Raw genomic sequence first — 20,170 nt, forward strand, 5'->3', positions numbered from 1 at the left:
TTTTTTCTGTCTAACTTTTGGGGTGCAGTTCAAAATCTATAAGGGGAGTTTATTCGTTTTTATTTTTCTTTTTTGTTATGGTTCAAAATGGCATTGAGGACAATGGCAAGCAAGCTTGCGACCACGATACCGTTTGAGAAGAACATTTGGAAAGCATTTGGTAGGCTGTTGAAGAGGTTGCTGCCGTTAAGACCAACCCCTGCAGCGATTGATACCGCAGCAATCAAGAAGTTGTGTTCGTTGTTGGCGAAATCAACACGTGCCAAGATTTGCATACCTTGGATAGAAACAAAACCGAACATGACAAGCATAGCGCCACCAAGGACTGGGCTTGGGATGATTTGCGCTAAGGCACCAAACTTAGGAAGGAGTCCAAGAAGAACAAGGAAACCAGCTGCATAGTAGATTGGCAAGCGAGTCTTGATACCTGACAATTTCACAAGACCAACGTTTTGTGAAAAACCAGTGTATGGGAAGGTGTTGAAGAGTCCACCAAGGAGAACAGCCAAACCTTCAGCGCGGTAACCGTTACGAAGGCGAGTGCTATCGAGTGGTTCTTTGGTAATATCAGAGAGGGCCAAGTAAACCCCAGTTGATTCAACCATAGACACTGTAGCGATAATACACATCATGATGATTGATGACAACTCAAACTTAGGCATTCCGAAGTAGAATGGTGTTGGCACGTGGACAATAGGTGCCGCAGCCACTGGTGAGAAGTCAACCAAGCCCATGCTTGCTGCGATAGCAGTACCGACAATCAAACCAATCAAGATTGAGATGGATTTGATAAATCCTTTAGTGAAAATATTAATCAAAAGGATGATGAGAACGGTGATAGCTGCAAGGAAGAGGCTTTGACCAGTTGGTTTATCAACGTTGTTCCCCATATTTCCGATAGCCACAGGGATGAGGGTCAAACCAATAGTAGTGATGACAGATCCCGTAACGATAGAAGGGAAGAGATTGGCCACTTTTGAAAAGACGCCAGAAACGAGGATAACATAAATCCCTGAAACGATAAGGGCACCAAACATAGCACCGCTACCGTGTTTCTCACCAATCATAATAAGTGGTGCTACTGACTGGAAGGCAACCCCAAGAACAACTGGAAGACCGATACCGAAGTATTTATTAAGTTGAAGTTGGAGGAAGGTTGCTACACCACACATGAAAATGTCGGTTGAAATCAAGTAGGTTAATTCATGAGCTGAATACCCTAAGGCTCCAGCAATCATGATTGGAACCAGGATTGATCCCGAGTACATGGCAAGTAGGTGTTGCAGTCCTAGGACCGCCGCCTGCGAATGTTTCTCTTTGTTTTGCATTAGATGTCTGCCTCCTTAAATACGACCTGACCATTTTCAAAACGATCCAAACGAGCAAGTGAAACAACTGGGTAGCCAGCTTCTTCCAGAAGGGCACGACCATCTTGGAAAGATTTCTCAATAACGATACCGACCGCTTCGACGTGTGCGCCAGCTTCTTCGATGATTTGAATCAAGCCTTTGGCAGCTTGGCCGTTAGCTAGGAAGTCATCAACGATGAGAACCTTATCTTCAGGAGTGAGGAACTTGCTTGCGATAGAGACAGTGCTAGTCACCTGCTTAGTGAAGGAGTAAACCTCAGCAGTGAGGATCCCTTCATTCATGGTGATATTTTTAGCCTTCTTAGCAAAGATCATAGGGACATCCAAAGCTTCAGCAGCATAGAGGGCTGGAGCAATACCAGATGCCTCGATAGTCACCACCTTGGTGATGCCTGCATCCTTGAACTTTTCAGCAAAGACCTTTCCAATCTCACGCATGAGATCAAAGTCCACTTGGTGAGTAAGGAAAGAGTCAACTTTGAGGATGTTCTCCCCAAGGACATTCCCATCTTTGAGAATGCGGTCTTCCAGTAATTTCATATTACCTCCTATAAAAAAATAAAACTTAAGTGTATTTTGATTTTCTCAGATTCCATTGAGACTCTGACAAAGATCAAAACAATCGAATAACAGAAAAAGGCCTGCAAAGCAAGCCTTTAAAATCATAAAAAGACGGTAAAATCTTTTGATGACTTTATGACTTACTTATTGTTAGGTGTTACGGCACCTTGTAGAAACGTCACGCCAATTCGTGACATAAATAAGTAATCTTCTCATTGTTCGATGAAGCTGTCGTTGGTTGATGATAAACCAACATCAACTCTATTATAATACTATATTTTCTTTGAAGACTCAAAGGATTTTTCCTATGAAAACGCACTATTTTAAAAGTTGGAAAATTTAATCTAACATTATTGTAAGATTTGCTGAGAATGGTCGTTTCTTGGGGTATTTATTGTTATAATAGTGGGAAATGAAAGAGGTTGAGTTATGCATAAGATTTTATTAGTGGAGGACGACGAGGTTATCCGTCAACAAGTCAAAAAAATGCTAGAACAGTGGGGTTACGAAGTTGTTCTTGTTGAAGATTTCATGGAAGTATTATCTTTTTTTGTAAAAGTAGAGCCCCACTTGGTTCTTATGGACATTGGTTTACCTCTATTTAATGGTTATCATTGGTGTCAGGAAATTCGTAAGGTCTCCAAGGTGCCTATTATGTTCTTGTCTTCCAGGGATCAGGCCATGGATATCGTTATGGCAATCAATATGGGTGGGGACGATTTTGTGACTAAACCCTTTGACCAAAATGTTCTCTTGGCAAAAATTCAAGGGCTTTTGCGCCGATCTTATGAGTTTGGAAAGGATCAGAGTCTTTTGGAATATATGGGTGTGATTATGAACCTTAAGGCCATGGATCTGGTTTATCAGGGAGAAGTCGTTTCTTTGACCAAGAACGAGTTTCAGATTTTACAAGTTCTCTTCGACCATGCTGGAAATATCGTTAGTCGGGAAGACCTTATGAAGGAGCTTTGGAACAGTGACTTCTTTATTGATGATAATACCCTGTCTGTCAATGTGGCACGTTTACGTAAGAAGTTAGAGGCAGTTGGTTTGAAGGATTTTATTGAAACCAAGAAAGGTGTCGGTTACGGGTTGCGTCATGATGGATAAGCGTCAATTTATCAAATATCAGATTAGGTCTCGTCTACCTTTCTATCTTTTGTTTATTTTTAATGGAATCATCTTGGTTTTGTTTGCCTTTTTATTTGAAGAGGCAGCAGATATTCTTCATTATGCCTTGACCATACTGACATTTGTGGCTATCATCATAGTTATTTGGGACTTGGTTAGCTCTTATCAGTCTTATAACTTAGCCTATCTCTATGAGAAAATGACACCATCAAGTCCTTTAGAGTTTTATCTAGCTCAGGCCTTGGAAAATGCTAAGGAGAGTCAAATGGTTCAGACTGAGGAGGAGCGCAAGCGCTATACAGATTTGATGGACTACTATACTCTTTGGGTGCATCAAATCAAGACGCCAATAGCAGCCAGTCAATTATTGTTAGGGGATGTTACAGATAGTAAAACGAGGGCTCTCTTGGAGCAAGAGGTCTTCAAGATTGATGCCTACACCAATCTGGTCTTGCAGTATTTACGTTTGGAAAACTTTCATGATGATTTGCAGTTGAGGCAGGTTGCATTAGACCCTTTGGTTAAAGAAGTTGTTAAAAAGCATAGCATTTTCTTTATTCAAAAAGGGTTGACTATTAACCTAGATGACCTGGATGTTAAGATTATTTCAGATGAAAAATGGCTCTTAGTCATCATTGAGCAGGTCTTGTCAAACAGTTTGAAGTACACAAAGACTGGCGGTATTGACATTTACTTTAAAGATAATAGACTTTATCTTAAAGATTCTGGGATTGGTATTAAAAATAGTGATATTCTACGTGTCTTTGAGCGTGGCTTTTCAGGTTACAATGGTCGCTTGACTCAGCAGTCGTCTGGACTGGGACTCTATCTTTCTAAGAAAATTGCTGATCAGCTTGGACATGATATTAGTATTAGCTCCCAAGTAGGTCAAGGAACCACAGTTTCCATTCATTTTCAAAAGCAGAAGTTGGCTATTGATTAATAGCTTACAAAAGTGTAAGAAATAAGGCTAGAAATGAAAGCAAGGGTTATGGTTGAGACCTTGCTTTTTCTATAAAATGGTATCAGAAGTTAAGTAAGAGGTTCCTAAAATCTCTTCCAAATCTATTAAATAAAGGAGCTTATTATGACATTACTAGATGTTCAACATGTTAAAAAAGTTTATAAAACACGTTTCAAAGGAAATCAAGTTGAAGCCCTTAAAGATATCCATTTTACGGTTGAAAAGGGTGAGTATGTTGCAATCATGGGTGAGTCTGGCTCAGGAAAATCAACCCTGCTCAACATTCTTGCCATGCTTGATAAACCAACAGCAGGGCGTGTCTATCTGAATGGTATGGACACAGCAACCATCAAAAACAAGGATGCTTCTAGCTTCCGTCGTGAAAGATTAGGGTTTGTTTTCCAGGATTTCAATCTTTTAGATACCCTATCAGTTAAAGATAATATCCTGCTACCTTTGGTTCTTTCTCGTCGCCCACTTAAGCAAATGATGACACAAGTAGAGGCAATCAGTCGTCAACTGGGAATTCATTCCTTACTGGAGAAGTACCCTTATGAAATTTCAGGTGGCCAAAAGCAAAGGGTTGCGGTTGCGCGTGCAATCATCACAAAACCAGAAATACTCTTAGCAGATGAGCCAACAGGTGCCTTGGATTCCAAATCTTCAGCGGCGCTATTAGATGTCTTTGATGCTATTAATGCCAGCGGTCAGACCATTCTCATGGTAACTCACTCGACAGCGGCCGCCAGTCGAGCGCAGCGTGTTTTGTTTATCAAGGATGGTATTCTTTATAATCAAATCTTCAAAGGGGATAAGTCTGAACATCAAATGTTCCAGGAAATTTCCGATACACTAACTGCAATGGCAAGTGAGGTGAACTAATATGTTTCGTCTAACCAATAGACTGGCTTTGTCCAATCTCATAAAAAATCGTAAGCTTTATTATCCTTTTGCTTTAGCAACTATTCTGGCTATTGCCATTACCTATATCTTTACATCTTTAACGCTTAATCCTCATCTGGATGACTTGACTGGGGCAGATGCTATCAAGATGGTTTTGGGGATGGGACTTGGAATTGTTGCCCTATCCTCTGGAATTATTGTTCTTTATGCCAATAGCTTTGTTATGAAAAATCGTTCAAGGGAGCTTGGTCTCTATAGTGTGCTAGGCTTAGAGAAGCGTCACCTCTTTAGTATGATTCTAAAAGAAACAGTGATTATGAGTTTTGTGACTTTGCTACTAGGTATAGGTGTGGGGGCACTTTTTGATAAACTCATTTATGCTTTTCTTCAAAGGCTTATCGGTGAAAGTACTGGTTTAGTCTCGACCTTTCAAGTAATGACAATTCCTATTGTTCTTGTCATCTTTGCTTGTATTTTTGGTTTGTTGGTTTTGGTAAATGGTTTCCGATTGCTACGGCTTAATCCTTTACAATTAACTAAAGATGGCCTTAAGGGTGAAAAAAAGGGACGTTTTCTAGTTATTCAAACCCTTTTGGGACTTGGTGCTATGGGGTATGGTTACTATCTTGCTCTCTCTGTTCAGAATCCAGTAACGGCTATTATGAGTTTTTTCCTAGCTGTTCTACTGGTCATTCTAGGGACTTACCTTCTCTTTAATGCCGGGACAACAGTTGTTCTGCAACTCTTGAAAAAGAAGAAGAGCTACTATTACAAGCCCAATAATATGATTTCCATTTCCAACCTTGTCTTTCGGATGAAAAAAAATGCAGTTGGGCTAGCGACCATTGCCATCCTCTCAAGTATGGTTTTGGTGACACTTGTAGGTGCTGCAAGTATTTATGCTGGAAAAAAAGACTATCTGGCGAGTTCTGCTCCGCATGATTACTCAGTTACAGGGACGAATGTAGATTTAACAAGTACACGGAGAGCTATAGATGATTTCTTAGTACAGACGGGAAATCAGGTAAATAGAAAAGTGGAAGCAAGTTACCTCTACTTTGGTATCAAAGAACAAGAAAAAAACAAGCTAACCATCTTTTCTGAGAATGAAAGAAAAGTTCTACCAAAGTCAATTTTTCTTGTCTTCTCACAATCTACTTATAAACAATTAACAGGTAAAGACCTCAATCTGACTTCGAATCAAGTTGGCTTATTTACTAAAAATAAAACATTAAAAGATCAAAAGAGTTTGTCTGTCAACAGTCAAACCTACCAGATCCATGATAGCCTTAATGACTTTCTTAAAGGTAAAGTACCCAACCTCTTCACAATCATAGTTTCTGATTATAGCTACCTTGTTGTTCCTGATATGGATGATTTTCAAGAAAGTATCAAAGGAACAGCAACCACCCAAGCTACCTATGTTGGTGTTAATGTCAAAGACCCTTCACATGATGCCAAGAAAAATTCAGATTTGTTAGACAAAATCACGGATAAAGAAACACAACAGTTAGCTGGACAAACTACTGGCCTCCCTAAGTCTTACTTCACTGCAAATAGTCGATATGATGCAGAAGGCATGGTAAATGGCTTTGTTGGTGGAACCTTCTTTATCGGCATCTTCCTATCCATCATCTTCATGCTTGGCACAGTTCTCGTGATTTACTATAAACAGATTTCCGAGGGTTATGAGGATCGTGAGCGCTTTGTTATTCTTCAAAAGATTGGCTTGGACGACCTCCAAGTCAAGCAAACCATTGGAAAGCAAGTCCTTACTGTCTTCTTCCTCCCCTTGATTTTTGCCTTTATTCACTTGGCCTTTGCCTATCATATGATCAGTTTGATTGTGCGTATCATTGGAGTTCTTAATCCAAGTCTTATGTTAGTGGTTACTATCATTGTTTGTGGCGTATTCTTCCTAGCCTATGTCTTGGTTTTTGCCCTTACTTCACGTTCATATCGTAGAATCGTATCAATGTAACTGACCTAGAGTCTAGCTTCAAACTAGGCTCTATTTTTTTATGTTATAATAGTTGAGAGAATTATAAATCATCGGAGAAAACACATGTCACAGACCATTGATGTCAAACGTTACGAGGAATTGGCACGTCAAAAGCAGGGGGAGCACCGTAAATTTCTAGCACAACTCAAGAAGAAGGCCCCTAAAAATTTAGATAAGATTGTTCAGCAGGTACACAATGAAGTTTTTCAGGAGATTGATTGTGTCCAGTGTGCCAATTGTTGTAAGACGCTAGGCCCAGACTTTACAGAGCAGGACATTACTCGTATTGCCAAGCATTTTCGCATGAAGTTACCTGCATTCGAGGAGATGTACTTGCAAGTAGATGAGGATGGTGACAAGGTCTTCAAGTCTATGCCTTGTCCATTTTTGGGACCTGATAATCTCTGTGACATCTATGATGTCCGCCCCAAGGCTTGTGCAGCCTTTCCTCACACGGATCGTAAGAAAATCTATCAGATTAATCATCTGACTATCAAAAATACGCTTTTCTGTCCAGCAGCCTACCTTTTTGTGGAAAAACTCAAGGACAGGATTTAGAAAGGACTTGTTATGAAACGCTTTAATGCAGGTGTTATCACCCTACTTATCATTGCTACCTATTTTATCGCGACAGCCTTTATTCCAGATCTTTATTTGGCCTTTAATTATAAGTTGATTTTGGCCTTGCTTTTTGTGCTTTTGAGCTGGCAATCTAAGGGGAGATTTCTCTTTTTCTTGGGGATGGCTTTTCTGTCGACCTATATCCATGACCTCTTTAGATTGGACTATTCGGAATGGACTCTCTTTGTAGGAATTCTTATCTTGGGAATTGCGGTGGACCGTTTGAGCAAGCCAAGTTATAAGAAGAACTTCTCTTACAAGGTGTCTAAAGAACATGAGCGAGAGATTTTCGCTAAGAGCTTATTTTCAGAGTCTGTTCAGGTGGTGACTTCTCAAAATCTCGAAACGGTCTATGCCAATGCCGATTTTGGACGTTTAACTTTAGATTTGCGTCAGGCTCAGTTTATGACGGACCGACCTCAGATTGTGGTTCAGGCAAATTTTTCTCAGGTCATCATTCGAGTACCTAAGGATTGGCAAGTAGATACACACGGGCTTCATACAAGCTTAGCAGGAGTGAAAGGCTACGATAGTCTAGGAGATCGAGAGTTATCAAGAACGACAGTTTCTCTAACAGGCTCTGTAACCTTTGGACAAGTAACTGTCAAACATTGAAAATGATGAAAGGGCGAAAGCTCTTTTTTTTTGCAAATCCTTTTAATATAACATTGAATACGTTTACAAATAGTGCTATACTGATAGTGAAAATAATTGGAAAATTGCAATCATTTCTTTAGAAAGGAGTCTCCTTATGAAACGGTTTAATGCTCGGGCCTTCTTGTTGCTTTTACTAGCAGCTTGTTTTATCGCCAGTGCCTTTATTCCAGATTTTTGGATCATGGTCAATTATAATCTGGTTTTCTTCGTAGCTTTCTTTTGTTTTGGTATCTTGAATAGGCGACCACTCCTCATTTTTCTTGGTTTGGCCTTCTTATCACCCTATGTTCATGACTTGTTAAACCTCGATTTTGCACAGTGGAATCTCTTTAGCGGTATTTTTCTCATTGGCTTGGCTTTAGAGCTTTTTTATGGCAATAGTCAAAAGAAGGGTCTCACTAAAGACTATAAGGTTAATAAGAACGACCAAGAAGGACCTCATATTTCTGTTAAGACCTATATGGCTGAGGATAGGTATCGTATCTATTCTCAAGAAGTTGAAACAGTTGATATGAATCTAGCTTTTGGTGAGCTTTGGTTGGATTTGAGTCAGGCCAAATTTGCATCAAGTCAGGTAGCAGTTCATCTTGATGCTAAGTTTGGTGAAGTTCATATTCGACTTCCTCATGCTTGTGTCATGGACACCACTGGAATCTCACATCCCCTATCATCTGTAAAGGTGGATCGATTTGAATCTGATATCGAGCAAGTTGAAACGAGACTTCATCTGAGCGGAAGTCTCTTCTGTACGGAGTTGGAAGTGGAGTATTAAGGGAGTCCAATGATATCAGCTCTATTGTCAATTAGCATGGTTCCTATACAAAAGAAAGGAAATCAAACGTATGAGTGAAATGGTTATTCAAGTCACATCCCTTGGAAACGCATCAAGGGAAAGACCATTTTAGAGGATATTAGTTTTGAGATAAACCAGGGCGATTGTGTAGCCTTGATTGGACCTAATGGGGCGGGTAAGACTGTCTTGATGTCCTGTATTCTTGGTGATAAAAAACCGAGCAGTGGTCAGGTCCTCATTGAAGGAAAGGCAAGTAAGGCCAAAAATCAAATCGCTGTTCTCCTTCAAGAAAATACCATTCCCAATAGTTTGAAAGTCAGTGAGTTGATTGCCTTCTTTCAAGCAATTTCTGATAACCCCTTGACCAATCAAGAAGTTCAAGAACTCCTGCAATTTAAGGAAGACCAGTACCAGCAGTTTGCGGACAAACTCTCAGGTGGGCAAAGACGTCTTCTGGCTTTTGTCCTTTGTTTGATTGATAAACCTAAAATCCTCTTCTTGGATGAACCGACAGCGGGTATGGATACCTCTACTCGTCAGCGTTTCTGGGAGATTGTCAATGACTTGAAAAAAGCTGGGACAACCATCCTCTATTCTTCCCACTATATTGAAGAAGTAGAGCATACAGCTGACCGTATCTTAGTTCTCCATCAGGGAAAACTCATCAGAGATACCACGCCATACGCTATGCGACACGAAGAGAAGGAGAAGCAGGTCACTCTGCCAAGTAGCTTTGTGAACATTGTTCACGGACTATCAGACATCTATGAAATTACTGAAAAGAGGGATGTCATTAGCTTCATGACCAAAGATATCGAAAAGGTATGGCAAAGTCTTGAGAAAGCAGGCTGTGGAATTTCTGATATTGAAATTCAAAATAAAACACTCTTGGATAGCCTATTTGATTCAACAAGGGAGGACAAGGCATGAAAGCATTACTAAAAATTGAGTGGATTAAAACGTGGCGAAGTTGGCCAGTCTTTATCATGGGAATCGGGATACCTGTCGGATTTTTCCTCCTTTTTTCTAGTATCTTCTCAGCACCTACTCCAGAAGCTCAAAAAGAGTTTTTGCTGTCTTATATGCTGACCATGACTGGCTTCTCCATGTCTAGTTTTGGTTTGTTTACCTTTCCCTATATGTTGCAAGAGGACCGAATTGAACACTGGTTGACCTATATCGAGCACTCAAAGGTTAGTATTGCAGCTTATTATCTTTCTAAAATCTTTCGTGTGCTTCTAAACTTTATGGTTGCCATCATTGTGACCTTTTGTGTAGGTGCCTTTTTCCGAGATGTAGAGATGCCATTCTTTAGATGGGTAGGGTCAGGTGCTCTCTTACTTTTGTCCGGTCTACTCTTTCTAGCTTTTGGTTTACTTATCGCTCAGATTAAATCTCAACAATTCATGTCTCTTGTGGCAAATATTATTTACCTTGTCTTGCCTATAGTGAGTGGTTCATGGGTTCCTATTTCCATGTTCCCTAAGTGGGTTCAGAGCATCTCTGAGTGGACGCCTGTCTATCATGTCAATGAGTTAGTTGTTAATTTTGCAAAGGACGGGAAATTTTCATGGAAGTCACTTTTGTTTATTTTGGCTTATACTGTTGTAGCAACAGGGCTTGCCCTCTTTATCAAGTCTCATAGAGAAAGTGATCGAGGTTAAAGGAGAAATAATGGATATTTGGCAGAAAATGTATGAAAAGGCTCAAGGCTTGTATCAGCCACAGGAAGTCTCAGACTTTGTCTATGCTAGACACGTTGTGGCTGCTGTTGAGTCTGAAGATGGGCAAATTTTCACAGGCTTTTGTATGGAAGGAACTTGTGGTGTTTTCCACCTATGTGCTGAAAGGGCTGCCCTTTTCAATATGTATCAAGAAACTGGTCAAACTAAGGTTAAGCGAATTATCGCCTTTCGTGACCAGCCACCTCATGGTGGACCGTCTGGTATGCCTTGTGGGGTTTGTCGAGAATTTCTAATGGAACTCCATCCTGACAATCGTAACTTGGAGTTTATGGTTGACTACGACACACGTCAAACCATTACTTTGGGCGAATTATTGCCACTATGGTGGGGAGAAGAACGGGCTCAACAATTTGAAGAAAAGTCGCAAGACAAGGCTTAAAGTTAATAGAAATCACAAAATCCTCGCATGTTAAGTGTGAGGATTTATTTTTTGAAATTAATTTCAGAAAATTCGAAATTTATCTTGAAATTCAAAATGAAAGTGCTATACTATGTCGTGAAAATAGAAAGAAGGTTTCATTATGGAGTCACTTGTATCTTTTAGTAAATGGCTCAGCAAATGGTTTACTGTAGCTGTTATCCTCTGGGCGGCCTTTAACTACGCCCTTCCTGCAACTAGTAGTTGGGTCATTCCCAATACGGCTTATCTGCTTGGTTTGATTCTCTTTGGTATGGGGCTTACCTTGACAACTGAAGATTTTAAACGTATTGCTAAGCGTCCAATTCCAGTTGTTCTTGGGACTGTTGCCCACTATGTCATCATGCCTGGTTTGGCTTGGTTACTTTGTATGATTTTCCATCTGAAAGGTGCGACAGCAGCAGGGGTTATCCTTGTTGGCTCTTGTCCAAGTGGGACTTCATCGAGTGTTATGGCCTTCCTTTCAGGTGGGGATGTTGCCTTGGATGTCTCTATTGAAACCCTCTCAACTCTCTTGGCACCACTCATGATTCCAACCCTCTTGTCATTCTTGGCTGGTCAGTACGTGAGTGTCCCTGCCCAAAGCCTCTTCCTTAGTACCTTGCGTATCGTGGTTGTCCCTATTATCTTGGGTGTGCTCGTTCACTCAATCTTTGGTAAGAAAATCGATGCCATCATCAAGATTATGCCTTTGATTTCTCAAGCTGCCATCCTCTTGATCGTTGGAGCAGTTGTTTCTGCCAACCATGCCAATATTTTCACAGCAGCGACAGCCCTTGTCATTCCAGCCGTTATGCTCCACAATCTTTGTGGTTATGCCCTTGGTTTTGGATTTTCAAAAATCCTTGGTTTGGAAGAACCACAACAAAAAGCCATTACCTTCGAAGTGGGGATGCAAGACTCAAGTCTTGGAGCAACCCTTGCCATGAAATATTTCGTGCCACAAGCTGCTATCCCATCAACTATCTTTAGTATTTGGCACAATATCTCAGGTTCCATCCTCTCATCATGGTGGAAGAACCATTCAAAAAATAATTAATAAGATAATGAAAAGCTGACCTTGAGTCGGCTTTTATTTTTTGAAAAAGAATATTTTGTGAGACTTTCTCTAGGTGATGACGGACATCAGCAAACATCAAAGAAGTTCCATGCCTAAGTTTCGAGTCTAAGGTCTCGAAACTTCTGAACCCCTGAAGTTTAAGTTCTTCAGGGGGGTATCACAGCGGAAAGTCTCAGTTATACTCACTTCGTTCTCAAAGAGAATCATCTGTCATTCTTTGCTGACTTTCTTAGTTCATGGCGCATTTGAAATAGTTTACTTACTTTCTTGAAAAGGACATTTTTGACTATGTTATAATGGAAAGACAAAAGCAGTTTAGGAGAATGTTATGGCAACAATTGGTATTGATTTGGGGACGACTAATAGTCTAGCGGTTACCTATCGTGAAGGTGAGGTTGAGCTTATTCCAAATGGTTTTGGAGAATATTTGACGCCTAGCGTGGTCCATGTGTCTGACGATGTCTTGACGGTTGGAAAAATTGCGAAGGAACGCTTAGTGACTGATCCTGAGAATACGGCTCAACTCTTTAAACGTTCAATGGGAACCAATGAAATCTTTTACCTTGATGGAGAAGCTTTCTCGGCAACTGATTTGTCAACTTTGGTGGTTAAACAATTAGTAGCTGATGCGGAGAGTTACTTAGGTGAAAAAGTAGATGAGGTGCTCATTAGTGTGCCGGCTTATTTTAATGAAAAGCAACGTTCAGCGACCAAGGCTATTGGACAACGATTGGGCATTAAGGTGGAACGATTGATTAACGAGCCTTCTGCGGCAGCCATTGCTTGTCACAAGATTGGCAAAGACGAATCTTTCATCGTCTTCGACTTTGGAGGAGGAACGCTTGATGTTTCTGTGGTTGATTGTTTTGATAATGTGATTTCAATCGTTTCCATTGCAGGTGATAATTTCTTGGGTGGTAGCGACTTTGATAAGGCTATCGCTGAAGATTTTTGTCAGTCTCAAGGGATTGATTTGGAGAAGCTAGATACCAAGCAAAAGTCTAGTCTCCTCTTGTCTGCAGAACGTTGCAAACTCAAGCTACAAAAGGAAAAACTGGCTGCAGTATCCTTGACCTACGATGACCAATATTACATGAAACAATACACTCAAGCTGAGCTTAAGTCCATTATTCAACCTGTTCTTGACCGTGTTAAGAAAGTCATTGGTAGAGCGGTGAGTGATAGCGGCTACAGGGCTCATGAGCTAGATGCCTTTATCTTGGTCGGTGGGTCTAGCATGATGCCTTTGGTTCAATCCTATATCATGAATCTTCTCAATCTTCCTATTAAGCGTTTGAAGGATATGGATGAGTTGGTTGCGCGTGGTTTGGGGACTTATTTAGCTGTCAAAGAGCGTCAGGAAAAGGTCAAAGATTTGGTGATTACTGATATTTGTCCTTTCTCATTGGGAATCAGTGCCTATGACTCTGACTTTGATAAAAATATCTTTTCAAAGGTTATTAATAAGTTGTCTGTCCTTCCGATCTCAGCCAGCAAATATTATTATGCCAGCCGGGGACAGAAACAATGTCGCTTTATGATTTATCAGGGAGAATCGCTCGATCCTGAGGCAAATCTTTTTTTGGATGAGTTTATTATCGATGTTCCTGGGACTGCGACTAAGACAGAGTTTTTTGAGACCACCTTTACTTACGATATTAATTCCATGCTCTATATAGAGGTTAAACTGGGGTCAACAGGCGAGACTAAAACGTATCGTATCGGTAGTCAAAGTAAAATCGAAGAGGTTGACAAGAGTGAGCATCTGGAGAATATCAAGCTTGTCTCTGATCAATTGTCCTTTGAGGCCGACTTTAAAACGCAGACTGAGCGGGCCTATCGTTTAATTATGGAAATGCCTTATAAGATGCAATTACATTTTTTGTGGCAAATGGAAGATTTTGAAAAAGGCTATCAGCTGGCTATTAACAATATCAAGAAGCGAAAAGAAATCGTGAAACGCTATCAAGCTTATCTTGATAGCATTGAAAATATCATGTCACTAGATGATTTGGATATTTTCCGTCAAGAAAAAGACGACCATGAGGAGAATGGTGAGCCCTTTGATAGGTCTGATGACCCTAATTTCTGGAGATAGGAGGTGACGCATGAATTTTTGGTCGATTTTGGGCATTCAACCAACCAATAATCTTAAAGACATCAAGAGAGCCTATGCCAAACAGAGTAAGGTCTATCACCCTGAGGATGACCCTGAAAATTTCCAACGCCTGCAAAAGGCTTATCAAGAGGCCCTTGCCTGGCAAAAATCGCATTCTGAAAATGAGGATATGGATGCCGTCATAGGCCATAAACAGGCCGATGGCAGCGTGGTCGGTCTGGTATCTGCCTCTCAGCTAGAAGCTTCCTTTAAACAAGCTGCAGATGCTAGTAAGTCTAGTCAAAATCAAGAAAGTTTTGAAGAACTTGAGCTTACGGCTTCTGCGACGGAAGAAGTCGAAGATAAGCAAGTGACAGAACATGACTTTCAGCAGGTGATCTCTGAGGAAGAACAGGAACAGTTGGATGAGTTAGCCTTATCTGATATTCATGAAACGTTCAATCATAGTGAGCCTTATTCAAGGACTAGCGAGGACTCTGTTCTTAGAGAAGATTTAGCTATTAAGGATCAGGATAGTTTTCTTCAAGTTGTTGAGGAGTATTTTCTTTGCAATCCTCTGACTATTTCTAAACTCAAAGGTTATATCAATCAGTGCTCTGGTTTGGGCTGGTTGGATGATCAGGATTTTGCCTATCGTTTGACTAAGACTATAGGAGCTATACTCGAAAGAGGCGGTCTGAAATATGAGACCTTGGAAGGGCTTGAAACGTTAGCCAAGGAGTTTGATTTCACATTGTTGGAGGCCTACCTTTGTGACCTCTTGGATAAGAAATATAAGCAAGATGTTTGGCAGGGACGTCCGCTACGTGAGGTGACGGAAGTGACCGAGCCCACCCGAACAGGGCAAAAGATTATTGTTGTCTATTTTCTCATTATGGTATGTGGTATCTTTTTCCTCGCCAATGGCTTTTTCACCCGAGAAATGCTGAAATCGCAACCTAAGAAGATACAAGTCATTACAGGGCTTACAGGAAATGAACTGGTCTCACAGGGAACGGTAGATAAGGCAGCTTCAGCCATATCTGATTTGGCTAAAAAATCAGATAAGCCTATTTCTGATACCAAGAAAGTGGTCTATGACCAAGCTAGTTCCACCTTTGTGATCGAAGACAGCTCGACAGGGCAGCGCCAAGAACTACCGGGGGTGACAGAGGTTTATGTCCTGCCAGTTTATGAAAATGGACAAGAAGACAAGGGTTTGGCTACAAGTAACGACGGTAGCAATTGGGAACTCAGAGATAGTGACGGCCAGGTCCGTGGTCCAATTACTTTAACAGTTGCCATGTCATCAGATATTGCTATCAAGAGTGAAAATGGAAGCTACACTACGGTAGAGAAGGAGTAGGACATGAAAGATTTTATTTTAAGAAATAGTGAAAGAGTCTTCGCTCTCCTCCTTACAGGTATTTTCCTAGCTCTCTTGTATTTTGGAAATCAGAAAGGCTTACATCTCTGGTTTGAAAGTGGGCGTGAAAGTGGTAGTCTAGGCTTGGTGACGGGAATCTTTATCGTTTTTTTGCTTGGGCTTATCGCTATTATCTGGATTTTAACAGATAGATTTCTCCTCTTTGTCTTAACCAAAATGGGTTATTATAGCGAGGATTGGTCTAAGGTTGTTGGCGTCATCATTGGAAAGAGAATTGCTAAAGCACCAAGAACAAGGGCTAATCATTTCCTAGTGGTTAAGGTTGGTGACACTAAACGTAACTTTTTCGTCAGCCAATCTAACTTTAATATTCTTGAAAAAGGTGATAGCCTTTGGCTACGGAAAGTCAGAGTGCATTACAAAGGACGTGTTGTCCGCACTTATTACGAACTCGCTGATCGATATTAGACAGTAAGAAGCTGACCCTTGGGTTGGCTTTTTATACTGACTAAAATTTACAAAAAAAACTTAGGAGAGGACCTAAGTTTTTGTTAATAAGATTATTTATCTATGTTTAAGAGTCTTTCAATCTCTTGATAAAGTATTTCTGTAGGTTGATAGGCTTTGCTTATCTGAGTTAGAGAATGTAATTTAGACCAATCTTTTTGAGAAATTAATGCTTGGAATAAATCTAAGACTTCAGACTCTGTTTTTTTTCGAGAGACAAGTCCTACCTGGGCTAACTCAGCTCGTAAGGCGTTGTCAAACTGATCAAAATCTTGAGGAAGAATAAGGCTAGGAATGCCTTGTTCGATGCATCCCATTAGAATACCGGAACCAGCGTGATGTATCACAAAGTCCATTTTATCTAGAATGTCTGTGTAGGGCAGATAATCAAAAAGTAAAAGATTGTTATTTAGATGATGTGGCGGATTTTGCAAACCACTTGGGTTACCTAGTGTGACATAAAAATGATAGTCAGGATATTCTTGACTTAGTATTTGGGCCAATTTCACCATTCTTTCTTTTTCCCATTTTAAATGGGTGCCGCAAGTCACTAACACGCGTTTTTTAGAGGTCGTGAAATACTGTTCTTGTTCCTTGGGGAGTTTGTCAAAAGAAAGACAGCGATAACCAACCCACTTAAGATGGGGTGGAAAATCATCTCTAAACTCCAACTCTTTTATTCCCAGAGCCAGAATTGAATAAGGAGAATAGATGGTTTCTGTACCATCCTCTCTATAAAGTTTGAAATCTTGTGAATTTTTAAGATTTCTTTTAACAAGTGCAAAGCCAATTCTTTTTGCCATGCGGATAATCTGTCGACCCAGTGCATCTCTACATTTGTAGAGGATTCCCTGATGGGGTTTCCACCCTCCTAAATAAGCAGGAGTGGTCGTGCGACTCTCAATAGCTACTGGACTTGGAATGGTCGTAATCCAGGGGATTCCCAAACGATCTGCTAACATACCAGCAGGAGCTGCTACAAAATCTGCAATAACCAAGTCAGGGCTCCCCTCAGAGTCCCAAATTCGATTTATTTCGTCGAAAACTTCAGGGACCAGTCTGCTATTGGCCATTAATTGTTGATACATGATAAATAGATTTGCTTGCTTTGATGTATTGGCTATATCTTCCATCACCGTCGGACGATCAGGAAACAAGGCAAGGCAGTCAAAACCAATCTGCTCAACCAATGCCTTTTTCTGAAAACCTGTAATAACACGGATCTGAAAACGCGGATCCTCCAGCAAGGGTTTCACCAGGGTCAAGGTTGGAAATAAATGGCCACTAAAGGGAACGCTAATCACATCAATTTTTATCACTTTTTCTAATCCAGTCATAGATGATTCCTTTCACATCTTCTCTGTATTCATAGTTATAATGATCCGTATCCACTTGAATATCCGCTGAATGGCGATCCAGAATACGTGAATAAGGATCTTTCTTTCCTTTGATGACCAGTAGCTCTAGTTCTTTTTGATTTAAGAGAAGATGGGAAACTGGGCCAAGCGCTATCACGCGCAATCTTGGAAGGGTGACCTGATTCCCTAAACTTCTGAGCCACTGGGTCAGCATATTGACACCTGAACTCTTACAAACAAGAACTACTTCCTGAGCTTCCAACAAGGGAGACAAGTGCTCCTGTAACAACTTTTGGAAACGAAGGTTCAAAATCGTATGCCAATAGTAGATGATATTGGATGCAGAAGCTGACAAGAGGGATACTTGTGGAGACTTTATATGTTCAAAATCTTGATTGAAGGGAAAATTACTGGCTACCACTGAATAGCCAGATGGACAAATTGCATGGAGGAGGTCTAGTTGCCCAGCTGTCAGCCCGGCACAAGTAATATCACTGCTCCCACTAAGAAAGAGAACCAAGCAATCAGAGTCTAGCATGGTCTGATCAGGAGACAAAGCAGACAAACGGTCTAGATAGGACTTCATCTTACTCATAACGAATCTTTCCATCCGTCACTCGAATCTTCCGCCCCCGCCAATTAATCACAGGAGGTGTCATTAGAACATAGACAAACAGCCAAGGAAGCAGGAGATCATTCAGCACTTCGTAGGTGACTTCATCCAAGTGTAAGCGATTGGTTAGAATGCTTTGTCGATAGAGGAGCATCCAAACTGCCTTGAATACCAGTAAGCTTAAGGATAGAAGAAGATAAGGCCAACCTAAAATAAGACTTAAGATCAAACCTGGGAGAGGCAGAAAACTAGGTAAACCTATGAGGCTAAACAGCTTCCAGTCCAGGTGTTCTTTGAGATAGATGGAGCTAAAGAGAAGCCACCGCTTCATCTGGAGCAAATATTGCTTGGCATCCTTGATAGTCGTTCGAACATTACAGGTAACCCGCGTTTGGATAATGGATACTCCTTTACTCCTTAAAAAATCGGCCACAGCTAAATCATCACACAGATAGTCCTTAATCGCTGTGAAGAGCCCCTGATCTTTTGCAAGTTCTACCGGTAGGATATAAAACATCCCATTAATGGAGTGATTCGCTTCAACTTCTGCCATGGTAAAATAGGTAATAAAGGAATTGCCATTAACGAATGCTGCGACCAGCTTGGACCAGAAATTACTTCTTTCTTGGTTATAGGGAATACCTGTCAGAATGACCTCTTGACCTAGATAGGTAGTCAGCTCACCCATTTTAGAAAAATCAATCACACTATCATCGTCCAAAACAATCAGATAAGGCCGGGTCAGCTCCTCTACAACCTGCTCAATCTTGTAACTCTTGGGATTAATTCCCTGAGGGACGTCTTCAATGAGAAAGATTCGGATACGTTGGGCAAATGACTCATCTTGGCAAATTTTGTTCGCTACATGCTGAGCTTCTGTGTCAGACTGGTCAATTAACCAGTAAAACTCAACTACTTTTGTTTGCTGGAGATTGGCCCGCAAATCACTCTCTAAACGAGGATCCCCAGAGAGGATGGGTTGGACCACTGTAAAAAGCTCTTCTGGGAAGTCCGCAATATGAGACTGGCCTTTTTTATAATAAATGAAGGACAACAACCAACGGATGAGAAATAAGAGAAGATAAGCAACGCCTAAAAATATAAATATAAATTTCATCTATTAATAAGTCCCTTTCGTAAATACCTTGCAAGGAGACGAATAATCCATCTTTGGGGAAGCAGACGACCTAGCAAAACGAGCAAGCGATAGCGAAGGCCGATAACAGCATAGGAAGTACCCCTTTCTATGAATCGAATCAACTGCTGAGCGACTTTCTCAGGCTTCATCTGCAAACGACTACCTCCTAGAGCATCAACTAGTTTTTGAGAGAAAATGGGCGTTTGGACTGGTCCAAGAAGGTAAAGTGCAATTCGGACCTGAGAATCTGCATTTTTTAGTTCCTCATGGAGGGCTAGAACGTAAGTTTGCAGAGCAGCCTTACTGGCACTGTATGCGGCCAAATAGGGATGAGGAAAAAGAGCTGCCAGTGAAGAAAGTTGGACTAGCCGGATTTTCCGATTTTTCTGCACTAGCAATTTCATTAGCTGGACTGGAGCATGGTAGTTTACCTGCCAGAGCTCTTGTTCCTTTTCTGTGGCTAAATCACTTCCTATGGAGAAGCTAGCTAGTCCTGCACAATTGACCAGAAGGTCAGCATCTAATGCCTTTCCAAAATTCTCCAGTGCTTCCTTATCACACAGATTTAAAACCTTAATTGAAAGTTGTGCCTTGCTTCCAGCTAATTCATTTTGCAGTTGGACTAATTTGTCTGGATTTCGGCCTACTAGAACCAGAAAATCAAGATGTTTTGCCAGTTCAGTTGCTAGGTGACGTCCAATTCCTCCTGTAGCTCCCAAAATAATTGCCTTACTAAATGAGTCTGTTGTTTGCATAACTCTAGTTTATCAGATTTTACTGAGACAGAAAACCACCTCTCAATTCCTTTGGAAAGAATATTTGTTATGATGGAGGTAAGTTAGGGG

At 40.8% G+C, this 20,170-nt stretch carries 19 protein-coding genes, 1 pseudogene and 1 riboswitch; of the genes and pseudogenes, 14 read left to right on the forward strand and 6 right to left on the reverse strand.

All coding sequences use genetic code 11. The features are described 5' to 3' along the window. Positions 1-59: 59 nt before the first annotated feature. Positions 60-1,328 (reverse strand): nucleobase:cation symporter-2 family protein, encoded by a 1,269-nt coding sequence (locus tag HMPREF2867_RS01080; protein ID WP_002891246.1) that lies wholly within the window; start codon positions 1,326-1,328, stop codon positions 60-62. Continuing rightward, positions 1,328-1,909: a xanthine phosphoribosyltransferase gene (locus tag HMPREF2867_RS01085; RefSeq protein ID WP_004182304.1), complete on the reverse strand. Its 582-nt coding sequence runs from the start codon at positions 1,907-1,909 to the stop codon at positions 1,328-1,330. The genes HMPREF2867_RS01080 and HMPREF2867_RS01085 overlap by 1 nt, the downstream gene beginning before the upstream one ends. A 148-nt stretch (positions 1,910-2,057) precedes the next feature. Then, positions 2,058-2,153: riboswitch (purine riboswitch) on the reverse strand. Between the two features lie 206 nt (positions 2,154-2,359). On the opposite strand from HMPREF2867_RS01085, the gene HMPREF2867_RS01090 reads away from it, so the two are divergent. The 14 genes and pseudogenes from HMPREF2867_RS01090 to HMPREF2867_RS01155 all read left to right on the forward strand — a co-directional run bounded on the left by HMPREF2867_RS01090 (position 2,360) and on the right by HMPREF2867_RS01155 (position 16,177). Beyond that, positions 2,360-3,040: a response regulator transcription factor gene (locus HMPREF2867_RS01090; RefSeq protein WP_070575153.1), complete on the forward strand. Its 681-nt coding sequence runs from the start codon at positions 2,360-2,362 to the stop codon at positions 3,038-3,040. Beyond that, complete coding sequence (locus HMPREF2867_RS01095) at positions 3,030-4,004, forward strand: sensor histidine kinase (RefSeq protein ID WP_371106464.1); 975 nt, start codon at positions 3,030-3,032, stop codon at positions 4,002-4,004. The genes HMPREF2867_RS01090 and HMPREF2867_RS01095 overlap by 11 nt, the downstream gene beginning before the upstream one ends. Positions 4,005-4,148: 144 nt before the next feature. Then, on the forward strand, positions 4,149-4,907 hold the full coding sequence (locus HMPREF2867_RS01100; protein WP_070575156.1) for an ABC transporter ATP-binding protein: 759 nt from the start codon (positions 4,149-4,151) through the stop codon (positions 4,905-4,907). Position 4,908: 1 nt separating this feature from the next. After that, positions 4,909-6,909: an ABC transporter permease gene (locus tag HMPREF2867_RS01105; RefSeq protein WP_070575159.1), complete on the forward strand. Its 2,001-nt coding sequence runs from the start codon at positions 4,909-4,911 to the stop codon at positions 6,907-6,909. Between the two features lie 84 nt (positions 6,910-6,993). Continuing rightward, positions 6,994-7,488 carry a YkgJ family cysteine cluster protein gene (locus HMPREF2867_RS01110; protein WP_004182309.1) on the forward strand — a complete coding sequence of 165 codons (495 nt, stop codon included), beginning with the start codon at positions 6,994-6,996 and terminating at the stop codon, positions 7,486-7,488. A gap of 12 nt (positions 7,489-7,500) precedes the next feature. Beyond that, positions 7,501-8,166, forward strand: a complete 666-nt coding sequence (locus HMPREF2867_RS01115) for a hypothetical protein (RefSeq protein ID WP_070575162.1) — start codon at positions 7,501-7,503, stop codon at positions 8,164-8,166. 136 nt (positions 8,167-8,302) lie between these two features. Next, positions 8,303-8,980 (forward strand): hypothetical protein, encoded by a 678-nt coding sequence (locus HMPREF2867_RS01120; protein WP_070575165.1) that lies wholly within the window; start codon positions 8,303-8,305, stop codon positions 8,978-8,980. A 70-nt stretch (positions 8,981-9,050) separates the two neighbouring features. After that, positions 9,051-9,931: pseudogene (locus tag HMPREF2867_RS01125) on the forward strand (ABC transporter ATP-binding protein). Then, positions 9,928-10,665, forward strand: a complete 738-nt coding sequence (locus tag HMPREF2867_RS01130) for an ABC transporter permease (RefSeq protein WP_070575168.1) — start codon at positions 9,928-9,930, stop codon at positions 10,663-10,665. The pseudogene HMPREF2867_RS01125 and the gene HMPREF2867_RS01130 overlap by 4 nt, the downstream one beginning before the upstream one ends. A gap of 10 nt (positions 10,666-10,675) precedes the next feature. Further along, positions 10,676-11,125 (forward strand): cytidine deaminase family protein, encoded by a 450-nt coding sequence (locus tag HMPREF2867_RS01135; protein ID WP_070575173.1) that lies wholly within the window; start codon positions 10,676-10,678, stop codon positions 11,123-11,125. A gap of 142 nt (positions 11,126-11,267) precedes the next feature. Continuing rightward, positions 11,268-12,203, forward strand: coding sequence for a bile acid:sodium symporter family protein (locus HMPREF2867_RS01140; protein ID WP_070575176.1), 936 nt, complete (start codon positions 11,268-11,270; stop codon positions 12,201-12,203). Positions 12,204-12,552: 349 nt separating this feature from the next. Then, complete coding sequence (locus HMPREF2867_RS01145) at positions 12,553-14,322, forward strand: Hsp70 family protein (protein WP_070575178.1); 1,770 nt, start codon at positions 12,553-12,555, stop codon at positions 14,320-14,322. 10 nt (positions 14,323-14,332) lie between these two features. Then, entirely contained in the window at positions 14,333-15,688 is a 1,356-nt protein-coding gene (locus tag HMPREF2867_RS01150) for a J domain-containing protein (RefSeq protein ID WP_070575181.1), read from the forward strand. 3 nt (positions 15,689-15,691) lie between these two features. Beyond that, on the forward strand, positions 15,692-16,177 hold the full coding sequence (locus HMPREF2867_RS01155; protein WP_070575182.1) for a hypothetical protein: 486 nt from the start codon (positions 15,692-15,694) through the stop codon (positions 16,175-16,177). A gap of 92 nt (positions 16,178-16,269) precedes the next feature. Here HMPREF2867_RS01155 and HMPREF2867_RS01160 read toward each other — a convergent pair whose 3' ends face one another. Genes HMPREF2867_RS01160 through HMPREF2867_RS01175 form a run of 4 tightly spaced genes read right to left on the reverse strand, consistent with a single transcriptional unit; the run spans position 16,270 to position 20,080 of the window. Beyond that, entirely contained in the window at positions 16,270-17,553 is a 1,284-nt protein-coding gene (locus HMPREF2867_RS01160) for a glycosyltransferase (RefSeq protein WP_070575185.1), read from the reverse strand. Beyond that, positions 17,522-18,169, reverse strand: a complete 648-nt coding sequence (locus tag HMPREF2867_RS01165) for a hypothetical protein (RefSeq protein WP_070575189.1) — start codon at positions 18,167-18,169, stop codon at positions 17,522-17,524. Before HMPREF2867_RS01165 ends, HMPREF2867_RS01160 begins: the two co-directional genes overlap by 32 nt. Beyond that, positions 18,162-19,304: a glycosyltransferase gene (locus tag HMPREF2867_RS01170; protein ID WP_070575192.1), complete on the reverse strand. Its 1,143-nt coding sequence runs from the start codon at positions 19,302-19,304 to the stop codon at positions 18,162-18,164. The genes HMPREF2867_RS01165 and HMPREF2867_RS01170 overlap by 8 nt, the downstream gene beginning before the upstream one ends. Next, the gene (locus HMPREF2867_RS01175; protein ID WP_070575195.1) at positions 19,301-20,080 is read right to left on the reverse strand and encodes an SDR family NAD(P)-dependent oxidoreductase; all 780 of its coding nucleotides are present in this window, start codon (positions 20,078-20,080) and stop codon (positions 19,301-19,303) included. The genes HMPREF2867_RS01170 and HMPREF2867_RS01175 overlap by 4 nt, the downstream gene beginning before the upstream one ends. Positions 20,081-20,170: the final 90 nt, after the last annotated feature.

Source organism: Streptococcus sp. HMSC064H09, from assembly GCF_001812625.1.
Lineage (GTDB): Bacteria > Bacillota > Bacilli > Lactobacillales > Streptococcaceae > Streptococcus.